Below are 18,335 nucleotides of genomic sequence, written 5' to 3' on the forward strand. Positions count from 1 at the left end.
CCTTCCGGCAGGAACTCCACACGCCTACCCCTTGACTGAGCCAAGCATGATGCCTGATACAAAATACCTTTGCAGCCAAGGATACACGATCAGGATCGGCACGGTGGCGAAGACGATGCTGGCCGCCTTGAGGCTCTCCGGCAGCACCTGGATGATCTGCGCCCCCTCCATCTGCATCTGGTCGGTCATCATCGAGTTCATGATGAGCTGGTAGAGCTTCAGCTGCAGGGGATACAGGTTCGTATCCGTGATATAGAACAGCGTATCCATGAATCCGTTCCAGCGGTTCACGGCGTAGAAGAGGCTGAGCGTTGCGACAGCCGGCATCGAGAGCGGGAGGATGATGCGCACCAGCGTGCCGAAATGGCTGCAGCCGTCGAGCTCCGCCGACTCTTCAAGGCTCTTCGGGATCGAATTAAAGAACGTAATGAGAATGATGAGATAAAACGGATTGACGAGCAGCGGAAGCACCAGCGACCACAGCGAGTTCACGAGGTGCAGCTGCTTGATCAGGATGTATTCGGGAATGATGCCTCCGCTGAAGAACATCGTGAAGACGATGAGATACATCGCGATTTTGCGGCCCTTGAGCTCCGTCTTCGTCAGAGGGTAAGCTGCGCAGATCGTCATCACCATGCAGAGCACGGTGAATCCGACCGTCAGCCCTACCGTCAGCCCGAGCGAGCGGAGCATCGTCAGATCCGAGAAGACGCGATTGTAGGCTTCGAAGTTCAGGTCGACGGGAAAGAGCGTAACGGCCCCCGACATAATCGGCCCGTTGGAGCTCAGCGACACCGCTACAATATGCAGGAACGGCGCCAGGCACAGCAGCACGCAGAGCGACAGCAGCAGGTAGTTGAGTCCGTCGAACAGACGGTTTCCGAGCTTGGCATTCATGCGAATCGGCCTCCTTTCGGCTTACGGGCTTCATGGATTTCATACGGCGGAGCGGCGGTCAGATAATGCCTTCGTCCGTCGTTTTCTTCGAGATATAGTTGGAGGTGAGGATGAACACGAGCCCGACCACCGCCTGGAAAAAGCCCACGGCCGTCGCGACCGAATATTCCCCGGTCTCCATCCCCATCTTGTACACGAAGGTACTGAGCACCTCTGAGAATTCGCTGACCGTCACGTTGCCGATGACGAAGGGCCGCTCGAAGCCAATCTGCACCATCTCGCCGAGCTTCAGAACCAGCAGCACGACGATCGTGGAACGGATCCCCGGCAGCGTGATGTGCCAGATCCGGGCCAGCCTTCCGGCGCCGTCCACCTCGGCCGCTTCGTACAGCTCCTTGTTGATCGCCGTCATCGCCGCGAGGTAGATGATCGTCCCCCATCCGGCGCTCTGCCAGATCCCGGTGCCGAGATACGTGAAGAGCCAGTAGTACTTGTCGGAGAGAAACGGAAACGGCCCGAGCCCGAAGCGTTCGAGGAACAGATTGACCATCCCCGTATTCGTCGCGAACACCTGGTAGACGATCCCCCCGATAATGACCCAGGAGATAAAATGCGGCAGGTACAGAATCGTCTGCGAAATCTTCTTGAAGGCCGCGCCCCGCAGCTCGTTCAGCATCACCGCGAGAAGGATCGGCGCCGGGAACGAGAAGACGAGATCGAGAAAGTTCAGCATGAACGTGTTGCGCAGTGCCAGATAGAACGAATCCATCTTGAAGATGCTCCGGAACGTCTCGAGGCCGATCCACGGACTCTTCGATATCCCCTGGAACAGGTTAAAATCCTTGAAAGCGATCGTCACGCCGTACATCGGCCCGTACTTGAAGACGATGAAGTAAAGCATCGGCAGCGCCAGCATCGCATAGAGCTGCCAGTAGCGGCCCAGATACAGGCCCGCCCCCTTCGCGAGTCCGAGCCTTCTCCGCTCGCCCGCGCGCGGAATCTCCGCCTGCAGATTCTCCATGGTGGTTCCCTCCCCGGGAGCCGGGTGCGGCCGTGCCCCGGGTCTTCCGCCCGGACAGCCGCATCCCCGCCCTTTTTTGTCATTCACCCTCGGCCGGTCCGCCTTATTTCTTCATCGCCTTGTAGGCTTCGGTTCTTTCCTTGCGGATCTCTTCGCCGCCGCTGTTCATATAGTCCTTGAGCAGGCTGTCATACACCCCGTCGAACGCCTCGGGCTTCGCCATCACCGACTTCACGAGCAGCTCGTCGTACTTGTCGTGCAGGGCGTTGCCGTATTTGACTTCCGCGGCAATCGGCCGGTCGAAGCGGACCGGCGGGAGACCGGCGGCGAGGCCGTGCTGGAATGCCAGTGCCGCATCTTCGGCGTCCTGGCCCTTCAGGCTCACCGTCATCGACTTGAGATTGAGCTCGGAGCTGCCGAAGTCGATGCCGTTGGCCACAAGGCGCAGGTCGCCGGCATTGTAGAGCCGGTTCTTCGTCTCGGTATCGTCCTTGATGACCGGCACGCCGTCCTTCAGCGTATAATTCGTGCCCTCGATACCGCTCGACAGGGTGATCAGCACGTCCTTCGCCGCCATCCAGTTCAGGTATTTGACGGCCTCCGCCGCCTTCGTGCTGCTCTTCGGAATCATGATGTACATGCCCGCCGGCTGATAGGACGGCTTGACGTGCTTGCCCTCCGCATTCGTATACGGATCGACCGGCTTCACCTTCGCGTCCGGCACATTCTTGCGCAGCACGCCCAGAATATCCGGCGCCGTGCCGTAGCTCGCCCCCGCATCCTCCGCGTACATGCCGACTTTGCCCGTCATGATGTCCTGCTGGAGCTTCTTCTTGTCCTTGTCGAGCGCAAAGTCCGGCGACATCAGCCCTTCATTGTACAGCTTGTTCAGGAAGCGGATGCCTTCCTTGTGCCCCGGGAGCAGGAGCGGGTTATCCCGCGAGCCGAGCTGCTGGAGCATCGTGTACTTTTCTTCCTCCGTCGTCTTCTGGATAAAAGGCCAGATGATCGGCTCGTAGGAAGCCGGGGCCAGCGAGAAGCCGAGCGGGATCGTCTGCGGGCCGCCGGGCTGCTTCTCCTTGAACGCCTTGAGCGCGGCATACACTTCCTCCGTCGTCTTCGGAAGCGCGAGGCCGAGCTTATCGAGCCAGTCCTGGCGGATCATCGAGGAGTATTTGCCGAGGTACGCCCGCTTCGCCGGGATCGCATACTGCACGCCGTCGAATTTGCCGTAAGCGAGCGTATCCTCTCCAAGGTAGGACTTCAGATTCGGCCCGTGCTCGTCGATCAGCTTGCCGAGATCGGTAAGTCCTCCCTGCTTCACGTACTTATATACAAGGTTGGAATCGTAGGTGAACACGATATCGGGCGCATCGCCGCTCGCCATAAGCACATTGAGCTTCTCGATCTCCTGGGATCTCGGAACGGGAATGAACTCGAGCTTGATGTTGTTCGGCTTGCCGAAGGTCTCCTGGATCCACTGGGTGTTGTCATTGTTCGTCGCGGTCTTGCCGGCCGGGGAGTTGCCCCGGTCGAAGATCTCCACCTTAAGTGTGACCGGCCCCGAGCCTGAGCCTGCTCCCGCACCCTGCGCGCCCGCAGCACCCTGCGGCTGGGCACTGTCCGAACAGCCCGCGAGCAGCCCTGTTGTGAGTACGGCCGACATGACGGCTGCGCTCCCTCTTCTCCAATTCATCCTTCATCCACCCCTTCTTCGTGTATCGCCGAACCTTTGGTACCGCTGTCATTGTTCTGCGGCACCGGAAGGCCGGCGGGAATATCCCTGTTATAACCGGGGCTTGCCGGAAGAAGCAACCAGCATGTTTCCGCACCGCGAACCAAAACGGCTCAGCCGACTGCAGGCGGCATACCAACCATTTTCCGCATACCAACCTCAGCGCCGCAAAAGCACCCGCAAACCGCTCTGCAGCGCGCTTTTTTGCAGCCTGGATACGATGTCAAGAGAAGGACTCTCCCGCCATGCCGCGGGGTCCGGGGGGCTGCATATACTTGCGGTAATCCCCGGGGGTGACGCCGACGACCTTCTTGAAGGTGCGGCCGAACGAGATCGAATGGGTGTAACCCACCTGCTGGGAGATCTCCGGCAGCGAAGCATCGGTCTCGAGCAGCAGACGCTTCGCGTGTTCCATCCGCAGGGAGCAGAGATAATCGACGAACTTCATGCCGAACTCGTCCTTGAACAGCTGGCTGGCATACTTCGCCCCTACGCCGAATTTGTCGCTGATGAGCGCGAGCGACAGGTCCGCATTCGCATAGTCGTCCTCGATGAACCGGCGGATCTCACCGGCGAGGCCCCGCCGGCCGCAGCGGTCCGTGTGGGCGAGATACTGACGGTGGAGCTCCTCGAGCGTCCGCTTCCAGACCGGGAGAAGCTCCTCCAGGGTATCCAGCTCCTCGGCCGCCCGCAGCAGCTCCGGCTCCGCCTCCCGCACCCAGTAGGCCAGGGTGTCCCCGCCGAGCTCCTCCATGGAACGGCGCAGCGCCCCGGCCCAATATTCCAGCAGCACCAGAATGCCGTCATCCCGCAGCAGATCTCCTTCAAGCGCCAGCAGCAGCCGGCTAACCTCATCGTCCCAATCCTCATCCGCCAGGCGGAAGCTGCGGACGACCGAATCGATGCGGCCGAAGTAGGGATGAATGTTCCCTGCCGGCTGGCCGTCCCGGTCTTCAAAGCGGAGCACCCGGCCTCCGCCGAGCGACATTTTGCAGCGGAGGGCGGCCAGCGCTTCCGCATAAGAATCGCCGGCGTGCGTGAGGTCTTCCCGGCCCCGGCCCACTCCCGCGGTCAAGGAGAGGTTCAGATGCACCGGGGTCCAGGTGCGCAGCCGGTCCAGCACCTCGGACGGACTGCCGGACTCCCGGGAGGCCCCGTCCTCCAGGAAGAGCACGCCGAGCCGGTGCTCGTCGGTCCACTCCGCCCACACCGTCATGCCTTCCCTTGCGGCGAATTCCTGCGCCGCATTCGTGACCGCGAACTGCAGCAGGTTCCGGTCGCGCTCGCTGTATTTCTCCCGGAAGCGGGCATACCGGTCGATCTCGACGACGGCCGCCGTGCAGCGCCGGGCACCTGCTCCGATCCCGAGCCTCGCCAGCAGTTCTTCCCACTGCGCGGCGCTGCGCTCGGGCCGGCCGGAGAGCAGCTCGAGGAACACCTGCCTGCGGCGGACGAGCAGATCCTCCTTGTACTGCTTTTCGTACTGCGCCGTCTGGTTCATCAAGGTGTCGAGCACGCGGCCGATGAATGAGAATTCATCGCTGCCGTGCTGCCTCGCTGCAGCTGTGCTGTGGTAAGTCTGGATCTGCTTCATGATGTTCTCGATCGGCTTGTAATGGCTTCTTGTGATGTAGAACAAATAGCCCAGAGAGGTTACGATCGCGAAGCCTCCGATCCATACCCAGAGATGGGAGAGCAGGGAGAGATGGCCGAGCAGCGCCCCCGGCTTGATGCCGCTGACAACCTCCCATCCGAGCGCTTCGGAGTGCAGACGGGTTGTCGGTTCCGCGGACGGCTCCCCAGGCGCGCCCTCGTAGGAGGAGTAGAGCCGGGCCTCTCCCCTGCGGATTTCCATATACGTCAGATCCTTGTTGATCATCTCGTCGGCAATGGCGAACAGCCCCCGTGCCTTTACGTTGACGACGACGATCCCGTCTCCCCCGAGCGGGAGCAGGGCTCTTTTGGCCAGCGAGATCACTTCCGTCTCCGGCTCGCCGAGCCATTCCCGGAGCCCGCGCACGCCCGACCACGGCGAGTTGCCTTCCCGCTTGGCGGCCTCCTCCACGAAAGCGCGGTCCCCGAAGGAAGCGGCCGGCTCCAGCCCGCTCAAGGTCAGCACGACCCCGTCCCGGGCGCGATACAGATAGATCGAGTGGATCAGCGGATGGTCGTCCGCAAGCCGGTGCAGCCCCTTGGAGACCTCGTAAGGCAGAAGCGGATCGGCCGGCGTGTCCGGATTATAGAAGGCATCGAGGGCTGCGCTGCCCCCCATCTCCTCCAGCACGGCCCGCTCGATGTCCCGCAGCCGCGTCTCGAGAGAATCCATCACATACCGGGCGGAGATGCGGTTCGCCTTCTCGGTTTCGCGGATCGACACTTCGCTGATCACCGACAGAGCCGCGAAAATCAGCACCGTGATCAGAAGAAAAATCACCGGCACATAGGACAGGATCAGGCGGTGGTACCATGTTTTTTTCATAAGGGCAGATCTCCTTTCTTCACTCGCGGAGGGATAAGGGGATGCAGCAGGCTGTACAGCAAAAGGGGGAAGGGGTACCTGCGGATAATGGATTAAGCGATTAACCGAACCGGGTCGGAAGTTCCCGAAGAGGGAAGCATCCGGAAACAGCCCTATTATAACGCAGTTGCGGAAACGCTTTCAACAACAAAGGCGCTCGGTGGCCTGAATGGAGGCCTCCGCACCCGGTCCGTATGCCGCCTGTGGATCAAAAAATCCCCTCCCGGACCCGCGTACGCTGCCGCCTGCGGTTTTTCCTGGGAGAGGATGGTTTAATGGGAGTCCGATATTACTGGGAAACGGGGAGCTGCAGTGCATACCGGGCGTTCTCGAAGTCATTCTGGATGACTCTCTCCGGCGTATAGGACGGCGTGATGCCGCGGGACAAGGTGTAATGGAAAGCCATGGCATGGGCCATCACATTCTGCTGGAATGCCTTCAGGAGCGCTTCCCGAACGAAGGGCGTCGAGGTTTCGCTGATCGCGATCGACGTGTCGCGGATTGCGGTCTTGGCGGTCAGAAGCAGTTCCAGTGCGTAGAAACGGTCATTCATCAAATGCATAGGGGTATTCTCTCCTTCGGCTGCTTGGGTTATGTGTGAAGCCGTGCCTTATCCGATCACCGGACGATATTGAAGCAGCTGCATCAGCTCGACGATCTGGGCTTCGGTCATCTCGATGTTCTGCAGATACAGCTGCTTCAGCTGCGGATCTGCAATGTGTCCCACCGCCTGTTTCATTTTGATCAGCGACAGGGACTTGAAATTCAGCAGCTCGTGCAGCTCGATCGTCTCGTGCGGCGCCAGCCTGCCGGTGGGCGTCTGGATTTGAGTGCCTCCGATATGCATGGAATCCCATCCTCTCCTCAGGTTCATGAACGATGAATCTCGGTGCAGTATACACAGATGCCCAGTCCAAGGTTCCCCCTCCCGGGCTCTTCCTTGGCAGTGAGCAGATCTGGCAGGCCGCCCCCCGCATAAAAGACAAGCCCCCGTGGGAAACCATAAGAGACCGACAACAATCAAACCGGGAGGGATTCTCTTGCATCTTCGCCATTCGATTGCTTTGGCCCTCGTCCTCTCTTCTTCCGCGGCGCTGGCTGTCCCGGCTTCGGCTGCCGGAAGCATGCAGAACTGGAACACGACTCCCGAACAGGGCACAAGCAGCGTGCAGCGGAACTATTCGAGCCATGTCAGCGGCCATAACGGCTTCAGTGCCACTACGGATACCACCGGGTACGGCAGCTCGAGCCTGTTCGGAACCTACAATTCGAACGACAACGGCTTCGGTGCCATCCCGAACCGTGACGCCAACGTGGAGTCGAAGGGCCTGAGCACCGGACAAGCCGAGAACGGCACCCAGGCCGGCGGCGCACAAGGCGGCGGGACACAGGGCGGTGCTGCCCAGAATGGTGCAGGCCAGCGCACCACCGGCGACGGGGACGGGCTGCTCGATATGCGCTCCGAAGGACGCGGCTTCACCACACTTGCCGCGGGTGCCGACAACGACACGGACTGGAGCTGGCTCGGCCTGCTCGGCCTGCTGGGTCTTGCCGGACTGCGGGGACGCAGCCGCCAGGATCAATTTTAACCTAAGCCAGAATCCAGGAGGTGCCGGACAATGACCGACCAACAAGCATCCGAGGCGCTGCAGAACAACTACCGCAAGGTGGCGGACCAGCGCTACGAAGTGTCGGATTACACCAGCAGCGACGAATCGTCCAAGGGAACGGCCGTTACCCATGAGCAGTTCAGCGACGTCTATACCTCCGGTACGAGCGACGGGCAGTTCCAGCTCGAGAACGGGGTTGTCCATTCCCCGGCCGAAGGCTATGAGGAGAATGAAGCCGAAGCATAAGGCGTGCACACGGCCACAAAAAGCCCTCGCTCCCCATTCGGGGCGCGAGGGCTTTCATGTCCCGGCGGGGATTATCCCGCCGAGATCAGGTTATGAATGACCTGCGCGCTTTCGGCGCGGGTCGTCGTACCGCTTGGTGCAAACAGCCCTTCCGCCCGGCCCTGCAGGAGCCCCAGCTCCACGGCCGACTGCACGGAAGCTGCCGCCCAGGAAGATACTTCGGCATGATCTGTGAAGACGCCCTGCAGACCGGTTCCGGCCGGAGCCGTACCGCCCGCTTTCGCCTCGTACGCACGAACGATCAGTGCCGCCATCTCTTCCCGGGTGATGAGCTCATCCGGGGCAAAGGTTACCGCATCGCGGCCGCCTACTATGCCGTGACTGTACGCGGCGGCTGCCGCCCCGGCATACCATGCGCCGGCAGCTACATCGGCGAATGGCAGAACCGTATCCGGCTTCGCTTCCAGACCCAGTGCGCGTACCACCATCGCCGCGAACTGGGCGCGGGTCACGCTCTGTTCCGGGGCGAAGCGCCCCTTCTCCATGCCGTTCACGATGCCTTGGGCCGCCAGCTCTCTTACCGCGGAAGAAGCCCAGTGGCCGGAAGGCAGGTCGGCAAACGCTGCGCCGTATTCCAGCACGGCATACTTGCTGAAGTGGCTGACCTTCGCGGTCAGTGTATTCCCGTTCCAAGCGCCCGGCACGTACTCCAGCTCTCCGTTATCGGCAAGATAATAGATGCCGGTCACGGAGCGGTCAGCCGAGCCTTGAACTTTGAAGGTCAGCGTCACCGGCTCGCTGAAGCTCGGCAGGGTCTGCCGCTTGCCGTCCTTGTCAACGGCGGCCAAAGTGAAGTCGAACACCTCACTGAGCGCCTTAAGCTCCGCATCGTTGGCGGAAGCCGACTTCGCCAGGAGCGCTTCGGTCTCAGCTTTGGCCAGACCTGCCGCACTCAGCGAGAGAGCTGCGCCTTCCCCGCTGCCCGCCGGCAGCAGCTTCGCCAGTTCGCCGAGCAGAGCGGCCGGCAGCTCCAGCGTCAGGCCGTTCATCTTGATTTCGAGCACGCCGCCTGCAAGCAGGGCGGCCGCGTTCGCCGGCAGCAGAACCTCGCGGTCGGCCGCTCCAAGCTCTACGGTTACTCTGCCATCCTTGATCTTCTGGAGGTCATCCTCGGTTACCTTCTTCGGTTTGCCGGTGCCTCCCCCGTTCGATGGATTGCCCGCACCGCCATTGCCATTACCGTTGCCGTTTCCATTGCCGCTGTCATTGTCGTCATCGTCATTGTCCGAATCCGCTTGCTTGACGGTGACTGCAATGACGGCTGTCTTCCCTTCGTAAGTCACGGTGACGTTCGCCGTGCCTGCAGCCTTCGCTGTGATCAGGCCGGTGGAGCTCACCGTTGCAACGCCTTCGTTGTCGGACGAGTAGGATGCTTCGCCGGTAACCTCCTTGTTCAGCGCCGCGTCCGAGTAGACCGCAGTGGTTACCGCTTGCTTCGTCTCGCCAGTTTTCAGCTCGACAGCGGGAGGCTCCACGGTGATGCCCGTCAGCTCCGCCGGCACTTCGCCGCCCCCGGATGTGCGGGTGATGTGCAGCGTCAGCGTTTTGGTCGCGTTATCCTTGCGTCCCTGGTCCGTGTACCAAGGCTGAGCCAGCGTCTCGGCCGTCGGCTCGATGTGCAGCTCGAAGGTGTTCAGTCCCGGATTCAGCCCAATGCCCTCCAGGTACACTTCCCCATACTGGCTCATTGCGCCTGCAGGCAGCGGTTGGCCGTTGATCGTGAAGGCTACGCCGTAAGGCACGACGCCCTTGAGGGTGAACGAGCTCTCTTCCGTCGAATAGGTGACATCTTCGCCGTACGTCGTGCGCGGCAGGGTGAGGATCATCGGCATATCCTTCCAGCGGAGGATATAATCGTCGACGACCATCTGGTTGCCGCCCTGGTTCTTGATGGTCAGCTGCATGTTCGTATCCGTGGAGCCGTATGCCCAGTTGCCGTAATCTTCCGTGTCCGGGTTGATCCGCTTGTGGCTGGTGAACGCCTCCGTATCCCATGTGCCGCGGGTGTACTTGTACTCGATGGACCGTCCGGCCATCATCTTGAACGTGTACTCCACGATGCGGCGGTCGGTAGCGCCGCTCGGCACCTGAAGCTTCGTGGACGAAGCGTTCCAGCCGTTGAACGAGCCGGCGATGTTGATGTCATCGCTGGTCGGCGTGTAGTCCGGCAGATGGAGCCGCAGCTTCACATCGACCATAACGAGCTTCGGCGTAACCGACTGCTCCTCGGAGAAGGAACGGTTGTACGCCCGGTCGAAGGCCGCAATCTTGTAGGTATACGCCGTATCGTTGCTCACCGCATAGTCGATATATTCGCGTGCGGCTTCCGGCAGGACGGCAATCTTGCGGAAATCCTCCTGGCCCGCTTCCTTGCGGAGCACTTCATACCCGGATACGTCCTGCGAGTCCGCAGTCCATTTCAGCGTCGCCCGGTTCGACTCGGTCGTGATGGTTCCGAGTACCGGTGCCGCCGGCGGCGTCTGATCCTCCGGACTTCCGTACACCTGGACCGTTACCGAAGGAGATACGCTGTAAGTCTCGCCGTTGTCGGTCGAAACCTTGGCGAAGTAGCGGTACAGCCCGGTTTCGGTCGGCTCGAAGGCCGCCCAGTACAGCTTGCCCGGCTCCTCATCGCTTAAGTAGCGCAGCTTCGTGTCCTCGGCCGCTTCCGGATCGCTGCCGTCCTTGTAATAGGCGAGTCTTGCGATCAGCCCCGGAGCTTCCTTGCCGGCGTACGCCGGGTTATCCGTCAGGCCGTCCACCTGGATCGCAACAGTGATCTGCGGCGTGCTCTGACCCACGCCCGCATAGACCGCCTCCGTGATGGTCGAAGGTGTGCCCACGCTATTGATGGTGAACGCCGGTGTAGCCGAAGCCATGTCGCTCAGGAACCCTTCGCCCCCGCCGACAAGCGCCGTTACGGCGTAATAGTATTTGGTGCCGTTTGCTGCCGTGTCATCCGTGAAAACCGTGCCGCTGCCGGATACCGTGCCCAGCAGGGTCACCGCACCGCCTTCGATCGCCGCCCGGTATACACGGTACCCCTCGGCGCCTTCCACTGCGTTCCAGCTCACGGTAACTTCCCCGTTGCCCGCAGCCGCCGCTACCCCGGTTACCGTGGGTGCCGAGTGCAGCTCGCCTTCGGATACCATCATAACCCCGGTCATCGCCGGGATCGTCAGCTTGATTTTGCCTCCTGTGACTGCAGCCGTAATCCCGCCCTGCAGCAGGTCCTTCAGCGTCAGCCCTTCCGGCAGGAAGCCGGCCACGTCCGCTTCGATCGTCTTCGCTTCGCTTGCGCGGTTAACGGCGATCAGCGCGCCCTTGGAATCATCCTTGCGGGCATAGGCGATCACTTCGCCTTGGGCATAAGCGTTCTTAAGGTCGCCCGTACGGAAGACGGGGTACTCATTGCGGATCTTCGCCGCCTGCTGGTACGTGGAGAACAGGCCCGTATATCTGCCATTGCCCGAGAACGAACCGTCCTCATGGGCGGTGACACGCTCCCATGGGAACGCTCGGCGGGAGTCCGGGTCCTTCGTGCCGGCAACGCCGACTTCACTTCCATAGTAGATCGACGGAGCACCCGGATAGCCCATCTGGAAGATGGCGGTAAGCTCCTGAAGCTTGATCGCTTTGTCGCTGGCTTCCGGCGCCATAATCAGATGCTCTTCTTCCCACTCCGGATGATCGTACTTCGTAATCGAACGGGTCGTATCATGTGAATCGACCAGGTTCATCAGCGCCTGCCAGGCTTCCTTCGGATAGTCCTCCCGGATCGATTCGAGCGCCGCATTCATCGCTTCGGCGCTTCCGCCGTTGAGGAACGCCTGCAGCGCTCCGCGGAACCGGTAGTTCATGACGGAGTCGAACTGGTCGCCGAGCAGGAACTTCGTCGCCACGCCCCACTCTTCGCCGATCAGCACCGGCTCATCGATCCCGCCGCCGTTCACATCGGTACGGCCTGCAGCCGACTTGACCGACTCGCGGAACTTCGACCAGGTGCCTGCAGAGACATCCGGCGCCACATCAAGCCGCCAGCCGCTCGCTCCCATCCACAGCCAGCGCTGGGAGCCGGTCTCCTTCATCCGTGTCTCCGCCTGTGCATCGCTCAGGCTCTTCAGGTTGTGGCCGATTACATTGTCGCGGTAATGAATGCTGTTCCACTCATGCTGTCCCGGGAGCGAGAGCTCATCGGCCGGCAGGTATTCGGTCGCGGAGGTTTGGGGCTCCTTCGCATCCATCACCGGCAGCGAGTCATAGCCCCACCAGGCGTCATACTTGAACCGCAGGCCGGGATCGTCCCGGTTCGGAACCTTCTCATTGTCCACGGTGAACCAGGTCACATACATGAAGTCATCCGGGAATTTGTAATTCGTACCCGTCATCGGATTGATCTGCGAGGTGTAGTCCGCGCGCACTGCCGCTTCGGCCGCTTCTTTCGAGAGGCCTTCGTTGTTCATCTTGTCGTAGACAGCCGCCCAGTACTCGTAAGCGCCGATCTCCGGATATTTGGAATACCGGTCAAAATAAATCGAGTCATCCCCGACGTGGTTGAACACGCCGTCATTGATCACGCGGATGCCGGCCGCCTTGGCCGCCTTCGTGAAGTTCGAGAATACGCGGTCCGATGCTTCACGCGTCTTCACATAGTCAAGGCCCGATGCCGGGTCACCCGGGGTGTTGTATACCGGTTGTCCGAACATGGGATCGAGATGCTTGTAATCCGTTGCATCATACTTGTGGTTGGAGGCCGCCCAGGCGACCGGATTGAGATAAACGGCCGTAATGCCGAGTGATTTCAGGTAGGCGAGCTTCTGCTCGATCCCCTGGATGTCGCCGCCGTAGAACTCGTTGGTCCAGGCGCCGTCCGACTCCGCATCCGGATAGTAAGGCTTGTTCTCCGGCTTGAGGCGGTCCGGGTTCTCCGGCGCATCACTCCATGTGCCCCACACCTGGCCTTCCGCCGGCTCATTCGGTACGCCGCCATCGAAGTACTGCAGCTTCTGCCCGTTCTTCTCCGTCGCATACTGCGGATCCAGTGCTCCGCGCGAGCCGTCGAGCAGCTTCGCCCGGTTGTTGTCCTTCGTCCCGTCGAAGAAGCGGTCAGGGAAAATCTGGTATACCACCGCATGCTTCATCCAGTCCGGGGTCCGGTAATCCGTCTTGTACACCGTCAGGTCGTAAGGAAGCGCGCCGTCGTCCGACACGCTGCCGGTCCCCCCGCGGGTGCTGTCATCCCCGTACTCCACCTTGCTCATCCCGTCCACCAGGATGAACTTGTAGCCCCATACGCCGACTTTGCCGCCGAAGGCTGCAGCCGGTACCGTCACTTCGAAGTAATCCTTGCCGCTGACGGTCGTGGCCTTTGTCATCAAGTAGGCTGCCGACAAACCGTCCGGCGAAGTCAGCTCGGCCTTGGCTGTCTGCACGTCACCCGCCGCTGCCGCGATGCGCAGCTTGAGCTCCTGCCCTTCGGCCGGAATCGCGCCGAACGGCTTCTTGAACGTAACGGAACGGCTGTCAAAGGCGATCGCGTCCTTCTGAATCTGTCCGTCGAAGGTGCCGTCCTGGGCCACATAATCGTGGCTAAGCGCTTTCAATTCGGCCTTGAGGTCAATCGTGAACGTGACGTCCGCCGTATCCAGCGTAACGATCTTGAGGTTGCCTCCGTCCGCTGCACCGTATTCGACGCCCCAATCGGAGCCGAAGACCACCTTGGCTTCATAGGAGCCTGCCGGCAGGGTGCGCTGCAGCTTGTATACCGTGTTGTCGAACTTGTAGTCGACGAAGAACTGCTGCGCTTCCCCCGGTGCCCACTCGGCTTCGCCGAATACGCGCTGCACCGAACCGACCAGGCGCGGCTGCTGTGACGCATCGAGCTGCGGCACATACTGCGGCAGACCCGCTACGCCGGACTCCGAGATCCGGGCCATTCCCAGCTCCCCGTTCACATAGAACGTGACGCTCTTGGGCTCGGCCAGCTGAAGGGAGAAATTCCCGCCGCCGTTGTCGAACCCGGTCCAGGTCCCGCTTTGGACCATCTTGAATTCGTGGGTACCCGCCGCCAGCTCCCGGGTGTATGTATAGAACTCTCCCACGATGTGCTTCATCTGGGTTTCCGTCGAAGCATTGTTCCAGCCTTGGAAGCTGCCGACGACGACCCACTTGCTCGATCCGCCCGGCTGCTCCGCATTGATCCCCCCTGCCGCAGCGGCCTGTACCGAGCCCGTCAGGACGCCGGCCAGCAGCTGAACGGTCATCAGGACCGCGGTTAAGGCCGCAAGCAGTCTGACCCTCTGTCTGTTCTGCCAGAAAGACATGTGATAAGTGCCTCCATTCTCAAAATGTGGTAGTAAAGCGTTTTCTCGATCATCATAGCATGGGCTTTCCATCCCGGCAGTGTACAATATTGACGTTCTGCCCGTATTCCGTTGACCTCTTCGCAGAAGAAGAAGGATTTTGTGGAACAAACGGACGAAAGAATAGAAACCGGTTTCCTAATGGACTGTAATTACTGGATTATTTTGTTTTAAATCTCGGGATTTGGGAACCCTATGCACATCAGATCAGCCTGGAGGGGAAGAAACGGATGAGGGGCAGCATCCCGGCAGATGACATCATGTCTTCGGTTCACGAGACCTATCGTGACAACACGGACCTCGAGTACCGGACGCTGTCCGGCGGCGGCCGCTCCATGACCGTGCTCTATCTCAAGAGCCTGTGCGACAGCAAGAAGATCACCCATTCCCTGATCGCCCCTTTCTTCGAGATGGGTGCATCCGGGAGCTTCGCCGGCTATCTCTGGTCGCTGCCGGGCGTGACTCAGCCATTCGGCTCGGAGCAGGCGGTGGGCCAGGTGCTCAAGGGCTTCACCGTCATCCTGCTGGAGGAACGGATCTACCTGTACGAAGCCGCCTATGCGGCCACAAGCGGCATTTCCGACGCGTCGGTGGAATCGATTGTTCAAGGTCCGGCCGATGCCTTCAATGAAGATATCGACGTGAACATCAATATGGTCCGCAGGCGGTATGAAAGCGAGCGGCTCAAGGTGGAGACCGGCTCCGTGGGGCGGACGTCCCGGACAAAGATCGCACTGATCTATGACACGCAGCGGGTCGATCCCAAAATACTGCAGGAGCTCAAGGCCAGGCTGGGGCGCATCGATGTGGACCTGATCCAGTCGGCGGCCCAGCTGCAGAAGCAGCTCAATACCCAGAGCATCCAGCTGTTCCCGGAGCTGATGGTTACCGAAAGACCGGACCGGGTCGTGCAGAATCTGGCCTGCGGGCGGATCGGCGTCCTGGTGAACACCACCGGCTTCGCGCTGATTCTTCCTTCGGTGTTCGACGACTTCTTCACTTCCATGGACGACGTGTACCAGTTCCGCATCGTCGGCCAGTTCCTGAAGATCATCCGCTACATCGGCCTGTTCCTGACGCTGACGCTGCCGGCTTTCTATATTGCCTTCACCTCGTACAATCCCGAGATTCTGAAGGACCAGCTCACCCTGCTCATCGCCGGCTCCCGGGCCAGCGTACCGTACCCCTCGTTCGTCGAGGTCCTGTTCATGCTGCTCATGATGGAATTCCTCATCGAAGCGAGCCTGCGGCTGCCCAAGGCGGTCGGACCGACAGCCACCACCGTCGGCGGTCTGATTCTCGGGCAGGCGGCGACGGAAGCGGGCCTGGTCGGCAACATCATGGTCATCATCGTGTCCGCCGTGGCGATCTCGAACTTCGTGATCCCCATTACGATGATGAACTTCTCGATCCGGGTGCTGAAGTACGGATTCATCTTCCTGGCTTCGATCTTCGGACTGGTCGGCATCGTCCTCGGATTCATCGCGCTGGTGATGTATCTGTCGAATCTCGAAAGCTTCGGTCAGCCTTATCTGCGTATTTCGGTGAAGCTTCCGTGGAAGGACGTGATTCCCCTTGGCCGAAAGTAGGCACTTCTATTATCTCGTTCTGCTCAATGCCCTCATCAACGTCATCAACAATGTGCCGCGGACGCTCATCAACCACCGGTCCCAGGATGTCATGACCGCCCTACTCCTCAGCATCCCCGCCGGTCTGTTGATGCTCTACTTCACATCCCGGTCCGTGATGAAGCTGGGAAACGAGACCCTGCCCGAGCGGCTTTACCGGCTGCTCCCGAAGTGGGCGGCGCCGCCGCTGCTGTTCGGCTTTGCGTTCGTCTGGTATATGGCGGGTTCGATTACGCTGCTTTCCTTCGTTGACATTACGCTGCGCTATATCTCGCCGGACACCTCGAAGTACCTCATTATGAGCGGTTTTCTGGCGGTCGTTATCTACAGTGCGCGGATGAAGAGCAATGCCATCCTGTTTGCCCTGGAAACCCTGACGGTGCTCATGATTCCTTTCATGGCTTTCTTTCTGGGCAAAACCATGCTGAACCCGGGTTTCAGCTGGGATGCGGTCCTGAAGACGGTCCGCTCCGGCTGGGGCTTTCCGACCTTCGAAGCGATGTCCGCGGCCACGTTTATTTTTACGGGATACACCAACATGGCGGTCTTTCACCGGGCGTTCAAAAGCTTCAAGCTGAAGCTTCGGCATCTGTGGATCATCGCCGTGCCGGGGGTGATGACGCTCCTGACGAGCCTGCTCATCCCCATCGGGCTGCTCGGGTCAGCGGGCGTCGACAAGCATGTGTATCCGTGGTTTTCTACCGCGGATTCGATCCATATCGAGTTCTTTCTGGTGGAGCGGCTGGTGTTCGTGTTCTATCTCTTCTACATCACAATGTCGCTGATCAGCGTCATCGTCCACTGGCATGTTGCTTTTCACATTGTGGAGATCATCCTGCCGTTCAAGCGCAGGCTGAAGTCCGGGGCCCGCTCCTATACGGTGATCGGCTGCTTCGCTCTGTCCGCCCTGCTTATGATGCTCATGGACCAGGAGACGCTGCTGCATTTTGCCATCGTGTACCTGCAGATCCGCCTCCTCGGTGAATTCGCCCTCTCGGTGGCCGCCGTCTGGGCGGTCCGGAAGAGGTGGTTCCGATGATCCGGAGCCTGCTGCCCGGACTGCGGATGCCCTTCGTTCTTGCGGCACTGCTGCTGACCGCGGGCTGCAGCCAACTCAAGGATATCGACAAAAGGCTGTTCGTCGTGGCTATAGGCATTGATCCCGTACCGGGCTCCAAAGACCGGATGAAGATCACTTTGAAGGCCGCCATCCCGCAGGGCGATCCGAAGCAGGGCGGCCAGGAGTTCGACCTGATTACGATCGAGGCCGGATCCATTGCCGAGAGTCTGCGTCTGGCCAAGTCCAAGGTGGACAAGGAGCTGGACTTCGGCCATACGAAGGGGCTGCTGTTCGGGGAGAAGCTGAGTCCGGATGCCCTCGCTTATGCGGTCGACTGGGCGGTGCGCAGAAGGGATATTCAGCTCGTCAGCCTTACGGCGCTGGCCCAGCCTACGGCCTACGATATTCTCAAGCAGAAGATCAAGACGGAACGGGTTCCGGGCAAAGCCCTGTTCCTCGCCCTGAGCCGGGAAGGGACGGAGTCGCCGTTCATCGTGCCGGCCTACCTGTTCGATCTTCACCGCAAGCTGTACGAACCGGGCTGGAGCCCCGCCCTTCCCATCGTGGAGTACAAAGGGAAGCAGTTCAACATCAACAAGCTCGCGGTGTTGCGAAAAAAACAGACGGCCGGCACCCTGACGCCCGACGAAACCAAGCTGTACAATATCCTGACCCGGCGCCACGTGAGAACCAACCTCAATCTCATGTGGAAAGAAAACCGTCTGGCCCTCAACCTGGACCAGACGAACAGCTGGTACCGGATCATAAGCAGCGGCGAAGGCGGGACACAGGTGGTCTTCCACTTGCATCTGAGCGGCATGCTGGAGGAAACGCGCATGGTTACCTCCCTGTCGGGAGCTGAACTGAGGGAGCTGGAGACGGCTTATACGGAGAAGCTTTCCAAAGATGTCCGTGCCCTGCTCACCAAGCTGCAGCAGTGGGATACGGATCCGCTGGGGCTCGGGCTCCACTACGAAGCCCGCCATCCCGGCGGCTCGTGGAAAGAGCTGTATCCGGGGGCGTCGTTCACGGTTCAAGCGAAGGTACAGATCCGCTCGACCGGAGTCATCCTGTAGGCCGCTGCTGGGTGAAGCCAGGATTGAGGCCAAGACTGAGGCCAGGATTGAGGCCATCCTTAGGCACGGGGGCCGAATGCGGCCGTCCATGCTGGCATTCTTTTCCTCCCCCCGTTGCCCGC

Annotated in this window: 12 protein-coding genes; 5 read left to right on the forward strand and 7 right to left on the reverse strand. The window is 60.5% G+C overall.

What is annotated here, in order from left to right; translation table 11 throughout:
- Positions 1-24 precede the first annotated feature (24 nt).
- The 6 genes from PM3016_RS24170 to PM3016_RS24195 form a co-directional block, all read right to left on the reverse strand.
- The gene (locus PM3016_RS24170) at positions 25-897 is read right to left on the reverse strand and encodes a carbohydrate ABC transporter permease (protein WP_014371307.1); all 873 of its coding nucleotides are present in this window, start codon (positions 895-897) and stop codon (positions 25-27) included.
- Positions 898-955: 58 nt separating this feature from the next.
- A complete protein-coding gene (locus tag PM3016_RS24175; protein ID WP_013919247.1) occupies positions 956-1,918 on the reverse strand; it encodes an ABC transporter permease in 963 nt (320 codons plus the stop codon).
- 103 nt (positions 1,919-2,021) lie between these two features.
- A complete protein-coding gene (locus tag PM3016_RS24180; RefSeq protein ID WP_014371308.1) occupies positions 2,022-3,584 on the reverse strand; it encodes an extracellular solute-binding protein in 1,563 nt (520 codons plus the stop codon).
- 292 nt (positions 3,585-3,876) lie between these two features.
- Positions 3,877-6,132 carry a helix-turn-helix domain-containing protein gene (locus PM3016_RS24185; protein ID WP_014371309.1) on the reverse strand — a complete coding sequence of 752 codons (2,256 nt, stop codon included), beginning with the start codon at positions 6,130-6,132 and terminating at the stop codon, positions 3,877-3,879.
- Between the two features lie 328 nt (positions 6,133-6,460).
- The gene (locus tag PM3016_RS24190) at positions 6,461-6,733 is read right to left on the reverse strand and encodes a spore coat protein (RefSeq protein WP_013919252.1); all 273 of its coding nucleotides are present in this window, start codon (positions 6,731-6,733) and stop codon (positions 6,461-6,463) included.
- 48 nt (positions 6,734-6,781) lie between these two features.
- Positions 6,782-7,018 (reverse strand): coat protein F, encoded by a 237-nt coding sequence (locus PM3016_RS24195; RefSeq protein ID WP_013919253.1) that lies wholly within the window; start codon positions 7,016-7,018, stop codon positions 6,782-6,784.
- 193 nt (positions 7,019-7,211) lie between these two features.
- Between PM3016_RS24195 and PM3016_RS24200 the strand changes: the two genes are divergently transcribed.
- Both PM3016_RS24200 and PM3016_RS24205 read left to right on the forward strand, forming a co-directional pair.
- Positions 7,212-7,760, forward strand: coding sequence for a WGxxGxxG family protein (locus PM3016_RS24200; protein WP_014371310.1), 549 nt, complete (start codon positions 7,212-7,214; stop codon positions 7,758-7,760).
- A 30-nt stretch (positions 7,761-7,790) separates the two neighbouring features.
- A complete protein-coding gene (locus PM3016_RS24205; RefSeq protein ID WP_014371311.1) occupies positions 7,791-8,027 on the forward strand; it encodes a YozQ family protein in 237 nt (78 codons plus the stop codon).
- 71 nt (positions 8,028-8,098) lie between these two features.
- Here the strand turns inward: PM3016_RS24205 and PM3016_RS24210 are convergent, their stop codons facing one another.
- Positions 8,099-14,410, reverse strand: coding sequence for an alpha-amylase family glycosyl hydrolase (locus PM3016_RS24210; RefSeq protein ID WP_014371312.1), 6,312 nt, complete (start codon positions 14,408-14,410; stop codon positions 8,099-8,101).
- A 269-nt stretch (positions 14,411-14,679) separates the two neighbouring features.
- Between PM3016_RS24210 and PM3016_RS24215 the strand changes: the two genes are divergently transcribed.
- Genes PM3016_RS24215 through PM3016_RS24225 form a run of 3 tightly spaced genes read left to right on the forward strand, consistent with a single transcriptional unit; the run spans position 14,680 to position 18,213 of the window.
- Positions 14,680-16,038, forward strand: a complete 1,359-nt coding sequence (locus tag PM3016_RS24215; protein ID WP_014371313.1) for a spore germination protein — start codon at positions 14,680-14,682, stop codon at positions 16,036-16,038.
- Positions 16,025-17,116 (forward strand): GerAB/ArcD/ProY family transporter, encoded by a 1,092-nt coding sequence (locus PM3016_RS24220; protein ID WP_013919258.1) that lies wholly within the window; start codon positions 16,025-16,027, stop codon positions 17,114-17,116. Before PM3016_RS24215 ends, PM3016_RS24220 begins: the two co-directional genes overlap by 14 nt.
- Positions 17,113-18,213, forward strand: a complete 1,101-nt coding sequence (locus PM3016_RS24225) for a Ger(x)C family spore germination protein (RefSeq protein WP_014371314.1) — start codon at positions 17,113-17,115, stop codon at positions 18,211-18,213. Before PM3016_RS24220 ends, PM3016_RS24225 begins: the two co-directional genes overlap by 4 nt.
- The last annotated feature ends 122 nt before the right edge of the window (positions 18,214-18,335 follow it).

Origin of the sequence: Paenibacillus mucilaginosus 3016, assembly GCF_000250655.1 — a bacterium.
In the GTDB taxonomy this organism is placed as follows: Bacteria; Bacillota; Bacilli; order Paenibacillales; family NBRC-103111; genus Paenibacillus_G; species Paenibacillus_G mucilaginosus.

Coding starts and splice junctions, on each gene's coding strand:
- PM3016_RS24170 (WP_014371307.1), bottom strand. CDS start 897: ATGAATGCCAAGCTCGGAAACCGTCTGTTCGACGGACTCAACTACCTG.
- PM3016_RS24175 (WP_013919247.1), bottom strand. CDS start 1,918: ATGGAGAATCTGCAGGCGGAGATTCCGCGCGCGGGCGAGCGGAGAAGG.
- PM3016_RS24180 (WP_014371308.1), bottom strand. CDS start 3,584: ATGTCGGCCGTACTCACAACAGGGCTGCTCGCGGGCTGTTCGGACAGT.
- PM3016_RS24185 (WP_014371309.1), bottom strand. CDS start 6,132: ATGAAAAAAACATGGTACCACCGCCTGATCCTGTCCTATGTGCCGGTG.
- PM3016_RS24190 (WP_013919252.1), bottom strand. CDS start 6,733: ATGCATTTGATGAATGACCGTTTCTACGCACTGGAACTGCTTCTGACC.
- PM3016_RS24195 (WP_013919253.1), bottom strand. CDS start 7,018: ATGCATATCGGAGGCACTCAAATCCAGACGCCCACCGGCAGGCTGGCG.
- PM3016_RS24205 (WP_014371311.1), top strand. CDS start 7,791: ATGACCGACCAACAAGCATCCGAGGCGCTGCAGAACAACTACCGCAAG.
- PM3016_RS24210 (WP_014371312.1), bottom strand. CDS start 14,410: ATGTCTTTCTGGCAGAACAGACAGAGGGTCAGACTGCTTGCGGCCTTA.
- PM3016_RS24215 (WP_014371313.1), top strand. CDS start 14,680: ATGAGGGGCAGCATCCCGGCAGATGACATCATGTCTTCGGTTCACGAG.
- PM3016_RS24225 (WP_014371314.1), top strand. CDS start 17,113: ATGATCCGGAGCCTGCTGCCCGGACTGCGGATGCCCTTCGTTCTTGCG.